The sequence below is a fragment of the Erwinia sp. S38 genome (assembly GCF_016624545.1).
GTDB lineage: Bacteria > Pseudomonadota > Gammaproteobacteria > Enterobacterales > Enterobacteriaceae > Erwinia > Erwinia coffeiphila.
On record NZ_JACVTS010000037.1, the window covers coordinates 20,118 to 32,318 of the forward strand.

The following is a 12,201-nucleotide window of genomic DNA, read 5'->3' on the forward strand; positions in this document are numbered from 1 at the left end:
GGCGTGCATCAACAGAATTGCTGAAACTAAAAAGCTATTTCCTCTGGCGGAAAAGCGTGATTCATTTAAATTACACTATAGAAAGAGTATTCAGTAATTGCGTATGGCGATTAGATGGGTAATATTTTTCAGGTTTTTCTAAAAATCAGCAGGTTGCCAGAATAAGCAACCTGATCCGGATGTTTCCTGTTATGCCAATACGCACAGTTCCTGATTCTGCTTACTCAGGTCTTCAACATTATGAATGTGTAAAAAGCACAACAAACATTCCGCATTTATCTTACTCTTTATCGCCATCGCTTACTGTTCTCCGGCTTTGTAAGTTTTGGTTTAAATCCATTTCTCTTTTTCAGCAGAGGTTAAAGTTAATTCAACGACTCTACCGGACTTTGCAGAAGAATAGGCAGCTTCTATTACTGCCATTACCGCAATCGCTTGCAGTGGAGTTACAGGATTCTGCCGCTGACCCAGCAGGGTGTCACGAATGGCTAAATAATACTGGCGTTGGTCACCTTTAGGCGTCGCCTGTGGTGATGGACTTAGATTCTCACCAAACAATATCACATCATCCGAATCTACACCCCACTCCGTCGTTCCCGGTTTTATCCCTGCGATCAACTGGTCTTCCTGCTTGTCGGCCTCGCTTTTAACGGCAGAGCCTTCAGTTCCGTGGACAGTGAACCGTGAGACGCCACCGGCTGAGAGCATTGTGCAATTTAAAATGACTTTAAGTTTTGCATAATTTAAAACCACATGCGCCCAGTCATCTATTTCAGCATTATCACGCAGGTTGGCTATGTTGGCCTGAATAGATTCCGGTAAGCCGAACAACTGTAATGCCTGGTCCGCGATATGGGGGCCTATATCAAACCATAGACCACTGCCTGGTAAATTCTTGTCGCGCCAGCGATCTATCACCCGTGGCTGAAATTTATCAATGTGAGACTCAAAATGAACAATGCGCCCAAGCTTGCCACTTTCAATGACGGCTTTAATGCCAAGGTAATCGCTATCCCAGCGACGATTATGAAAAACAGAAAGTATAACCTGGTTTTCTTCCGCTACTTGTTGCAGGTGGCGAGCCTGGTCAAGGGTTAAAGTGAAAGGCTTGTCTACGACAACATTTTTACCGGCTTTTAAGGCAAGTTCAGCCAAAGGGGCATGAGTCTCATTTGGGGTTGCCAGCACCACTAAATCAATATCGCTATCTTTTATCGCTTCTTCGGCTGAGCTAACTACTATCACGTTAGGGAAATCAGCTTTCACTTTATCTACCTGGCTTGAAACCACGGTTTTTAGACGTAAGCCCTCAGTGGCACTGAGTAAAGGGCCATGGAAATATTGGCCGACATATCCATAACCAATAAGGGCTACATTGATCGCTAAATTTTTATTGTTCATATAGAGTCCTGATGGATTTATTGAGAGTGAATTTGTTATAAATTAAAAACACTGCGAATCCGGCATCCTGATTTTGGACACAATAAATATCATCTGCCAAAAGAATCAATCTCCTCGCCTGACAGATGATATGACTAATACAGGATACTGATACTGGACTTTTTCTGTTCTCTACCGGAAAACCCGCCGGCGAATTTCCGTGGGTTCAGACTTTCTCCGTCTGCACAGAAAGCGTATTTTTCAGCATCTTCGCTTCCGCTACCTTTTCGATATCTTCCAGGGCGATACCACGGGTTTCCGGTACATAACGCGACAAGAACCAATAACAGAACGCGTTGAACACTACGAAGATCCACATGGAGAATGCGCCATGGAACTGCTCCTGCAACCAGACATTGTCGTTGACGATTGGGAACACCAGGGTGATCAGGAAATTGGAGACCCACATCAGGCCCACGGCCAACCCCATGCTGGATTCACGGATTCTGTCCGGGAAAATTTCTGAGATCATCACCCATGCACCTGCTCCCCAACCCATACCAAAGAACAACGTAAAGATCAGGATGCCGCTAATGGCGATATAGCCGACATCATTGGTATACAGACCCCATGAGGCGATTAGCAGTCCGGTGATGGCCCCCACGGTGCCAATCTTCATGATCGGCAGGCGGCCATAATGGTCAAACAGGTGCATGCCGATAAACGCGCCAACACCATTGAGCAAGGCCACAAAAATGGTTTCGAAGAAGATAATGTCTTTATTACTGGTGGTGCCTTCCAGCATCATCGGCGTGTAGTAGTTGATGACGTTGATGCCGGTAAACTGCTGCAGAACAGCAATCGCTACCCCAACCACCAGGATATAGCGCAGTACCGGATTTTCCGGCATAACGCCCTTGCGCGCCGTGGTTGATTTTTTGGCAGCAGAAGATGGCAGTTGGAACAATTGACGCGCTTCTTCCTGATTAAATTCCGGATAGATACGCGAGAGCACTTTGATCGCATGCTCGCCTCGGTTATGCCGGATGCACCAGTGCGGTGACTCAGGAACCAGAATGATCAAGACCAGCATCGCCAGCGACGGCACCAGCTGTACCGCCATCATGATTCTCCAGCCGGTTTCAACCATCCATGCCTGCGGCATGCCACGCGCAATCAGATAGTTGACAGTAAATACCGCCAGCACCCCGGCCACGATAGAGAGATCGTAAGTACCGGTGGCTTTACCGCGCATTTTGGCTGGCGAAATTTCAGAGATATACATTGGCGTTACCGTCGCCGCCAGTCCAACGGCGATGCCACATATCAGTCTTGCACTGGTAAACAACACAAACGAATCGGCAACGGCCGAAAGATAGGAAGTCACCACAAACAGGACTGCACTGACCAGCATGACTGGTTTGCGACCGGTTTTATCCGCCATTTTTCCGGCTGTCAGCGCACCGATGACGCCGCCAAAAATGACGCTGGAAACTGCCCAGCCGGTTTCTATCGAGCTCAGCCCGAAGACCTTCTGAATCGAATCCAGCGTAGCGGCAATCACCCCTTCAGAGTAACCAAACATAAATCCGCCAGCGGCGGCCGCCAGGCAAAGCATATATACATACCGAGCATTAAACTTGTGATGGTAAGACATGATGTTGCTCTCCTTTATGCTCGGGTAGGCAGGATAGTGCTGAGCCAGTCACGTGCTCTGGCCACGGTGATTTCCGGACGTTCGAGGGAAGGATCCTGCTCAGCTTCCACCACTACCCAGCCAGCGAAACCAGAGTCGTTGATAAACTCGAACAGCGGCTGGAAGTCGATCACTCCGTCACCAGGGATGGTAAACATGCCGGCCCGAACCGCCTCGTTGAAAGAGAGGTCTTTACTGCGTACAGCTTCTAGTATTGGCGTGCGCACATCTTTCAGATGGATGTGCTTAATACGTGGGCCAAACTCATTGATCAGATCGACATAACTGAATCCACCTGTCACCGCATGTCCGGTATCCAGCAGCAGGCCAACTTCATCACCGGTTGCCGCCATCAGCTGGCGGACTTCATCCTGCGTTTCCACGACCATCATCAGGTGGTGGTGGTACGCCATGGCCAAGCCATAGCCCTGCGCCAGTTTTCTGGCGAATTCGGTCAGGCGTGCGCCATAGGCGGCCATCTGCTCGGGGGTCAAGCGGCGGCGGCGGGACAACGGAACATCTAGGGCATTCTCTGCCATTGCTGCACATTCGCCATACACCATTACCTGCGCACCGGTTTTTTGTAGCAGCGTGGCAAACTCATGCACTGCACTCAGCTCTTCATCCACGCTGCGCTCAGCCAGAAAGCCGCTGTGCCAGCCGGATGCGAGGGAGAGTTTATAATCGGATAACAGCTTACTCAGCTCATCAGGATTGCGGGGAAATAAGCGGCTCATTTCGACGCCCTCATAACCCGCAGCCAATGCACCCGTAAGGCATATATCCGCCGTGGCATCTTTGCCAAACTCTTCAATCACTTCATTGGCCCACGAGAGTGGACTGATGGCCACTCTCACTGTTAAGCGAGGAGCTTTGATCATTTTATTCATATTATTCTCTCAGTCACTCATTGATACAGGGAGGTAATAAAGGTGATGTCAATCCGAAGTTAATAATTATTAATGATTGTTATCACCTAAAGTCTGATTTTTCTAAATTAAAATGCGTATTTCTTAATGGAGGATAATAGTTCTTTTGTTAATAACGCCGGATCACGTTCCCATAAGCGCGGGCTGATTAATTCAATCGACCAGGCTCCATTATATCCAGTTGATTTAACGGCTTCTGACCAGGCGCGCAAATCGATTTCCCCTTCGCCGGGTATGCAGTCGCGTAATACCGTTTCATCCCAGGGTTCTTCAGGGCTGTGCGGCACGCGGCCGTCGCCGAAGTGCACGCCAAAAATCATCGCGTTATCCATCTTAGCAACATCCTGTGGCGTTGCGCCGGAGGCATAGAAGTGCCAGAAATCAACCACCACACCGACATTTTTTTTACCAATGCGGCGAATCACCTCCTGCGCCTGGCTTAGCGTACGGAATTTGGTGAAAGCTGGTAACTCAATCATATAGCGAATACCGTGCTGTTCACCGATGGCGGCAATAGCAGCAATATTTTCGCTCATGATGTCCATGATCTTTTCATCGGAATAGTGGTCTATGCCATTACGCGGTAATACCATGACGGTTTCCACACCCAGCTCAGAGGCTTCCTGAGTAATTTTTTCTGCTTCATTCAGCAGCTGCTGCTTCTCACCTCTTGTGAGGCTGGCTTATCTGTAGTGGCTTTTAAGTATTCGCTAAAACTCTCTATCAAGGCATTTTTAAAAGGTCAATTTACAAGCTGCCTTGCGTAAGCGTTCATCACCACGGCGGTCATATTTTTGCGTCGTGGTAACGCTGGCGTGGCCCATAGCATCACGGACTGTAATCAGGTCTTCGCCGTTTTCCAGCATCATTGAAGCGAATGTGCGGCGTAAATCGTGCGGCGCGCACGCATCAATCCCACTTTGAGTACGCCGCTCATAGAGAATGTGGTATACCGCCTGTGGAGTCATGCGCTCATAAGTGACGCTGTCACCTGCGCGTATGCGGGAAAACAGCGGCCCATCCCGTTCGCCGCGCACCGTCTCCGTCCAGGTGAGGATGCGCTGCCAGACAGCTTCCGGCATAAAGGCCAGCCGCTCTTTGTTTCCCTTACCGCGTATCATCAGCGCCTGCTCCTTGGGAAGAATGCTGGCGTAGTCCAGGCCAATCACTTCTGAACGTCGCAGGCCGCAGCCGAGCATCACCGCCAGCATGGCCGCGTCACGCGGGCCTTTGCAGGCGGAGTCCTGTTCGCAACAGCGGAACAGCGCCTGAATTTCTTGAGCTGCCAGTGCACGTCCGCGGGCAAGCCGGCTTCCCCTTACTGCTCGTATTGCCTGAATCTGCTGATAACTCTCTGTGTCTGTCAGCTTCATCATCCACGCCTCGCGGGCGGTACCCTTCAGTGCTGAAAGATAGGTGTTGATGGTGGCCGGCGCCCGACCGCTGACCTGAAGCATTTCCAGCAGGCCACGAATATGATGACGGCGGAGACTTCCCCATGCGCATGTCTGCAGGGAGCTGAAGCCAAGCATGCCCGCCACGATATTAAGAAAGGACTTCATGGTCTGCCGGCTGGTGGCGGAGGAGAGACCAATGAGGTATGACTGAGCCGGGTTCAGCGACGGACTGCTGCTAATGGCAGCCAGAGCGGATGCATCAAGGACTTCGTCTGTCGACAGCGCGAGATCGCGTGAAAGAGCGCCATCGTTGGCAGAGTCGGTCATGTATACCTCTGGGTTGAAAAGGCTGCAGCCTTCGCGACAGTTGAAATCTGACAGGATTATCCCCTGCACATGTGCTTCCGGTAAAGCTACTTTTTCAAATACATATTTTAATAAGTAGCTATTTTTCTGCACTCTTTCCTTGAATGAAGAGCGTAAAGAGTTAAGGTGGGGCTGAGGCGATTCATCGAGCAGGTTGCGCTGGTTCTCACAGAACACTATGCAATCCATGGACAAATCGCAGCACAAAAATCATTAGGGTAACCGCGCTATTTAGGGGAAAGGGAATGAACCTTACGTATGACATTCTGAAAGCAGTGATTCCAACTTTAATTTTGCTGGCTTTAAACAAACTCTCCTCAGGCATGAAAGTTTTTTCATCTGAACAGACATTCGCTAAATTAAGCTATAAGAAGAGGCGGAATTTCATACAGTTGATCCGTGGACGAAATACCACCATTAACTATGATGATCAGATTGAGATGAAAAACGAACTTGAAAGCTATAATGTCCGTTACAGCTATTCATTCATGCAAAAACTATTCAATTATATCGAAGACAAAAATATATCTCTTGCTAATTCAGACCTCAGTTGTTTTTTGCAAATGGCGGGCTTGTTTAAATGTGAAGATAACGGAAGTGCGAAGAGGCATCGATTCGCGGTATTGTCTGTAATTACTTTGATTTTATTTAGTACCCTGGCTCTAGCTTTTGTGGTTTGGTCAATAAATGATTATGTCAATATTATCCTCCAGAACATAAAATCAGGACCATTATGGGTTGTTATATTTATGGCAGTTACGTGTGTTGCTCTTTTAGGCTTTGCCATTATTCTTCTGTTTTTATTGAAGTCTACAGTGTGTTATTCAATACCGGCGTTCCGTTTCCAGAAAAAGTACAAGAAATATCTTAATGAAAAAGATCACGCGGATGATACAGCTTCAATGCAAAGTGATTAAAATCAGTATGTTACATGAATTCGCAAAAGGTTTATTATGTTGAATAAGATATCTGAAAGCTTACTAAGACCATATCTAAGGCGTACTATACGATAAGGTTTATTCACATTATTATTACCTTCTCCATGCCTGAGAATCAGGCACGGCGTGCCGAAGTCACTAGTTTTCCCAGAACGTTGTATATACTCTTTCTATGAAAGATGAGATGCGTATTTAATTAATTCCATAAATCGAATTCTATCGATGATTTAAAAGGATCCGGCAATGTTAAGTCCATGGCATGAACATTGCCTTCTTATCTCAAATTTTAAATAATGTACTTTCAAATACTGATAAATGCCTTGAACAGTGGACTTATGAATTTGTTATTGATTTGGTTTATAGCACTGGTTTTATCAATCAAATGCCGTTTTGTCGTTCAATCAAATCTTGGATATTCTTTGTGAAGTTTCTTCTGTAAATGGGGTTGTATAAAATCCTTGTTTTAGCATTGATTAATCTTAGTGTGTTGAAATCAATCTCTGGTTTCGCAATATCTTCATTGTAAAAATTGATATGTGGTATTGAAGGGACATCATCTCTTGGTGAGTTAAGGAATAATGAACCTAATATTTCTGCACTTTTATTAACATCATCAACATTTCCCTTTAGATACCTGTTTACTGCCGAAATAAGCAAGTCAGCTACTTGTAATCCGGCATGCTCTTTCGAGTTGGAAAAACTAAGTTTATCATTAAGTAATTTTTTGAAATCAAATGAGACTACATTTTCTGCAATCGATGAGTGATCTACTGAGTAAATGTTTTTTCGAAATTCAATTTCATCTTCACCCATTCCATACGGAGCTTTTTTATTCCCATAATTTCTTGTAAAATATACTATATCTTCTTTATTAATTGCCACCCCTCTTGTCTCTCTTATGAAATCAACCTGCACAGTTGCTGGCATGAATTTGGAATATAATAGCTCAAACTTTTTAGGGGATTCGTTCTTTCTATCAAATATCCATTCAAATCTAGTTAGTTCGCGTGGACTTACACGGCCATAAAATGTCATGGTTTTATCTAGCATGAAAGATATTAATTTAGACTGAATTACTATTTGATTATATTCCTGGAGTCCTGTTGTGTTAATTAGAACATTGATATCCTCAAGCTCTGATAAATATTCATTTTGTTGTTCTGGGCTTAGGTTACTTTTGATTTTATCATAATAATTTTTTCTTGCTTTTATTTGGTCTTCTTTGTGAGCGCTTGAGCTTTCATTGTTTAGTGATGCACGGTTTACTGTCATGGCATGTAAGCTACAATTAGCATCTCTAAGTTCATCTACAAAATTGGAGAAATCATTAGTGCTAGGATCAGGCCTATTTTTTTTAATCTCTTCATTCAAGGGGATATTCATTTTAGTTTTTAAATCGTTTAATGCTGAAATAACTTTCTTTTCGCTTTTGTGCGGAATAGTTACTGCCCCGACAGTTCCCCATGCTTTGTCAATATTGTCCAATACCGTGTGAGGATTAAATAACCCTGCTTCATCTACGTAGATTTTCATAAAATAACCTATTTTTATTATTTAAAATTCAACATTTCTTGTATTTTTAATTTCAGATTTTCACAAAAAACTCCGTACTTTTCTTGATCAAGAAATTCTTCAATGATTTGATCTATCCTGTTATAGTTTGTTGATATTGGTCCTCTTTTTAAAATGGCGTGTTCAAACTCACTCCACCATTTTTCATCATCAATATTAGGAATTTTTTCTGGTAATTTAGGAAATCTTTCTTTGTTCTCGTAAATTTTGTCAATATCCAGCATAGCTGCGAATGTAGGGTTCAGCTTAAGAACGTGTGATTCTTTTATATAATCAATGCGTTCTAATGCTCGCTGAGAATAAAGATCATTGTCGACGATGAAAATTGCCTGTTTTTTGCTCTCAGTGATTAGCTCAAGCAATCTTTCAGATTGATTAAGTCCACCTAAAGCGATTGCCTTAATATCAGGAACTTGTAATTCCTGTAATAAATTCTTCGTTTTCAGGAAGCAGTCAATGAATATCTCATCTAGTTTACCTTCGACAAACAAAGTCAACTGATTTGAAGGGCTTGTTACTCTTCTCTCTTCCTCTGCACTTTTAAGTAACTTTGCAACTCCCGGCATTTTCTTTGTTCTGGGAAATAATGGAAGCCAGCCTTTACTGTTACTCCAAATAATTGGAAGGGTCGTATTAGGAGTATTATGATCAAATATTAATAAACCACCAAGTTCTGAATAACCTAAGTTTGATGAGGATATTAAACGACAATATTTTTTTATGGTTTCTAAAGCCGCATTCCTCTCTGCAACCGGCATTCCCTTATAAAAAGCCGCATCAAGATTTGCAACAGTATCTCTTGTATTATATTCCAATGCTGTTACAACAGTTGCCCCAGTTTCTTTCGTAATATGCTTAATGCCATCATCGTAACCAGCCACTGTCAATACGAATATGTTCCTGGTTTTTGATAATGAATAAACTTCTTCAGCTACGCGTTTAACTTCTTTTGCTATAGTCTTACCTGATCCAATTACATCATCCACTAAAACAATATTGTCTATTTTTGAGAGATCAAGTTGTTCTTCTTCATCACTAGACACAAAGTCATCTTCAGATATCCCAGTTGTTGCCCTGTAATGATAGGCAATTAATGCACCACTTTTGGCAGTATTACCTATCGCTGCAAATAAGGTGTTGTTTCCTTTCATTGGGGAACCTTTCTCAGAAATCTTACGAATGAGCTTGGTTTGAGCAACCTCCAATGAAGATCTAATGCTAGATGAGTCAAGAATGTCTAAATTCTCTAAAATCCTCACTGCTAAAGCATAATGTTCAACTTCGAATTGTAAAACCCACTTGATTGCATGCTCTAATGAGATCTTTACTGGCCAATCGTTTATTGTTTTTTCGATTGTATGAACTAAAACATTTAAATTAGAAGGTAATGCATTCATCATAATTTAAAATCCTTTTTTGCGTTATAAAAATAAATATTCTGTATGTCTTTACTTTGGGGTGGATTTATTAAATTCGTGTTATTTTGAGTAAATAGTTAATTTTACCACTCACGTTTATTTCGAAACAATTGGCACTTTAAGCTGGTGTTCAATTGGTGAAGAGCCTGTGAGTACTCGTTGCCATCTGGCACGAATTAACAAATCGTCAACTGCTGAAAAATTTGCAGTTATACGAATAGAAATGGCTTTTTTTGATTACCTTCGGCATCAAACTCAGAGTCAAGGTCTGCTTTGCGTATAAAGATTCCCGGTACCTTTTCACTGAGCTTGACTGCATGCTTCCCCTCCCACTCTCTATCATTCAAAACACCATATTTTATGCCAGTTAGCTTTAAAGCATGCATTATGTGTTGGAGTCGGAAGAGGTCATTCTGCTCTAAAAGATCGCCTCGACTTGCACGCCAGAGGTAATCAAACTTGCCCCGAAGATCCGCCCTGAGACCTTTCTCACGGCCTTCTTTTAAAAGCCACTGGGCATCTGTAGATAGCTCTCGCCGGAATAGCCGCTTTTTCTCAGCTGTAGCAAGCCAACGGCATAAGAACATGTTTTCCTGAGCAGGAGAGCTGACGATTCCATCTTTGCAGGCCATATTTAGAGCTACTAGAGCACACCAGGCAAGATGATCAACGTAAAGGTTTTGAGATTTCATACAGTCGTCTTCAACCATCATTGTATTTTGAGCTGTCACTTGAAGTGTCATAAAGTTACTTACGTTTAGCATTTGATGATGATAGATGCTTTCTCAATCCACTCGCTTTACCTTGGGGTTTGTCTGGTAGTTATGAGAGACAACGCAAGTAAGTTATCGGCAGACTTCATTGTGCATTTAATTATTAATATAATACAAGGATATGCTTACTCACCTCGGGGAAATGTGTGGCAGAAGTAGAAAAATGGACTGCGTTTAATCATCCAGACGGAACTGTTCGTGATCTGTCGTTCCTTGATGCGCACGAAGCTGTCTACGTTCATTCGGCAGAGGGAAAGGAAGACATAACCTACAGATTCTGGGTGACCTATTCATTTCACTGCTTCGCAAAGGACTATGATCACCAGGATCCTGATGAGATCGCAGCACTCATGTATATCGCCGGAGATAAAGGTAGGCGACCTTTCTGTGAACAGCGATATGAGCTGGCCAGAACGCATTTACGCCGTATGGTGGAATCTCTGGACAAGTCTCGGGTCATTCATGCCGGTTACGGCAGCTATGCTGTTCTGGAGATGGATCTGGGAAATGGAGAGAAGCTTTACTACTACGTGGTGTTCAAGGCGTTTCGTGAAAAGAAAAAGCTGCGTCTGCATATCACCAGCGCCTACCCTGTAACAGAACGCCCCGGCGGCGCACCGGCTAACTTCTTCAGTATCGCCTATGCCTTGCGGGCTAACAAACCTCTGCCGGTCCCTCCTGGTCAGGGACAAAGGCGACGCCGCTAAATTCCGGGCTGCAGAAATAACAAAGCCCACCTTAAGGTGGGCTTCGCCAGTATGACAAAAACATCATGCTGGTATTCAGAACGCCATTACCGGGCATGGCCTCGACCAGAAATTCTCAAAAGATTTGCTGGTTGCGGGATGTCTGAATGAAAACATTCAGTCTGCTGCATCCGTTAAGGCAAGAGCTGTTAGGCTTTTCCCTTAACGATGATTTTAGATGAAGTTCGACGATCTCGTCAACCGTATTACAGCTATGGCCCGGGATCGTTGCATTCAGATGCGTATGCTGAACTATCTGAGAGATTACCGAACAGAATAAGCCTCTGACATGAAAACAGTTCATATCTATTCAACAGGAAGTTGCAATACGCAGAGTCGTGAAGGTTCTACCCGGGTGCTGACAGAATGGCAAGGCGGAAAAAGGTCGGTGTTGTTCCACTATCACGATACCACGTCCAAACGTTTCCTGATGCAGGGTGATCGATGGTGTGTTGCAGTTAGATGAGCCTTCACACGTTGTGCTTGTCACATCGGCTCGACTCGCACTTGAGAAAGCCGCTGCAGGTGAAGGACCAAACCGCGATCTGATTTATGAACTTTACCACGTTTTGTCAGCGCGCGGATGTACGTATACCTTTGAGTTTCGTAAAGGCCAGGGGGCAGAACTCAATAAATACATTCTGGCCAACTCGCGTTAGGTTCGCTCAAATAAAACGGATTGCTCTCAGAGCTGACCGTAAATTTAAAGCCTCTAGGTAGACAGAACATTCAAGCTGAACCACCAATCGTTTTGGCTGTGTTCTCCGTCACAATGGCCGTACAGGCGCTTCCTTATAGTCATGCAGCCCGGTAAAACCATCTCCCTGCCCGACCGCCGTTTAAGCAGCGGCCTTTCAGGCGCACTGAAGTCAGACAGTCGGAGACGAAAGAAAGCACCCGCGGCACCCCTGACAGCAACTAAGAACCCAGTAGTTACAGCATTCAATCCAAAGCCTTAAACGACTTACCGGCCCTCCGGGCCGGTA

The 12,201-nt window shown here is 44.4% G+C and carries 10 protein-coding genes; 2 read left to right on the forward strand and 8 right to left on the reverse strand.

The features are described 5' to 3' along the window. Window positions 1-330: 330 nt before the first annotated feature. The 5 genes from IBT46_RS25750 to IBT46_RS25770 form a co-directional block, all read right to left on the reverse strand. Window positions 331-1,401, reverse strand: a complete 1,071-nt coding sequence (locus IBT46_RS25750) for an oxidoreductase (protein WP_200547973.1) — start codon at window positions 1,399-1,401, stop codon at window positions 331-333. A 205-nt stretch (window positions 1,402-1,606) separates the two neighbouring features. Further along, the gene (locus tag IBT46_RS25755; RefSeq protein WP_200547974.1) at window positions 1,607-3,037 is read right to left on the reverse strand and encodes a sugar porter family MFS transporter; all 1,431 of its coding nucleotides are present in this window, start codon (window positions 3,035-3,037) and stop codon (window positions 1,607-1,609) included. A 14-nt stretch (window positions 3,038-3,051) separates the two neighbouring features. After that, window positions 3,052-3,966 (reverse strand): myo-inosose-2 dehydratase, encoded by a 915-nt coding sequence (gene iolE, locus IBT46_RS25760; RefSeq protein ID WP_200547975.1) that lies wholly within the window; start codon window positions 3,964-3,966, stop codon window positions 3,052-3,054. A 107-nt stretch (window positions 3,967-4,073) separates the two neighbouring features. Then, window positions 4,074-4,658, reverse strand: coding sequence for a sugar phosphate isomerase/epimerase family protein (locus tag IBT46_RS25765; RefSeq protein WP_370569534.1), 585 nt, complete (start codon window positions 4,656-4,658; stop codon window positions 4,074-4,076). Between the two features lie 81 nt (window positions 4,659-4,739). Then, the gene (locus IBT46_RS25770; RefSeq protein WP_370569533.1) at window positions 4,740-5,945 is read right to left on the reverse strand and encodes a tyrosine-type recombinase/integrase; all 1,206 of its coding nucleotides are present in this window, start codon (window positions 5,943-5,945) and stop codon (window positions 4,740-4,742) included. A gap of 68 nt (window positions 5,946-6,013) precedes the next feature. Here IBT46_RS25770 and IBT46_RS25775 point away from each other — a divergent pair, with 68 nt between their 5' ends. Next, the gene (locus IBT46_RS25775) at window positions 6,014-6,685 is read left to right on the forward strand and encodes a hypothetical protein (RefSeq protein ID WP_200547976.1); all 672 of its coding nucleotides are present in this window, start codon (window positions 6,014-6,016) and stop codon (window positions 6,683-6,685) included. A 399-nt stretch (window positions 6,686-7,084) separates the two neighbouring features. On the opposite strand, the gene IBT46_RS25780 is transcribed toward IBT46_RS25775, so the two are convergent. From IBT46_RS25780 to IBT46_RS25790, 3 genes are all read right to left on the reverse strand, one after another. Further along, on the reverse strand, window positions 7,085-8,239 hold the full coding sequence (locus IBT46_RS25780; RefSeq protein WP_200547977.1) for a DUF3800 domain-containing protein: 1,155 nt from the start codon (window positions 8,237-8,239) through the stop codon (window positions 7,085-7,087). Between the two features lie 17 nt (window positions 8,240-8,256). Then, window positions 8,257-9,678: a hypothetical protein gene (locus IBT46_RS25785; protein WP_200547978.1), complete on the reverse strand. Its 1,422-nt coding sequence runs from the start codon at window positions 9,676-9,678 to the stop codon at window positions 8,257-8,259. A 227-nt stretch (window positions 9,679-9,905) separates the two neighbouring features. After that, window positions 9,906-10,439 carry a DUF2913 family protein gene (locus IBT46_RS25790; RefSeq protein WP_234472867.1) on the reverse strand — a complete coding sequence of 178 codons (534 nt, stop codon included), beginning with the start codon at window positions 10,437-10,439 and terminating at the stop codon, window positions 9,906-9,908. 176 nt (window positions 10,440-10,615) lie between these two features. Between IBT46_RS25790 and IBT46_RS25795 the strand changes: the two genes are divergently transcribed. After that, window positions 10,616-11,176 (forward strand): stationary phase growth adaptation protein, encoded by a 561-nt coding sequence (locus IBT46_RS25795; RefSeq protein WP_200547979.1) that lies wholly within the window; start codon window positions 10,616-10,618, stop codon window positions 11,174-11,176. Window positions 11,177-12,201 lie beyond the last annotated feature (1,025 nt).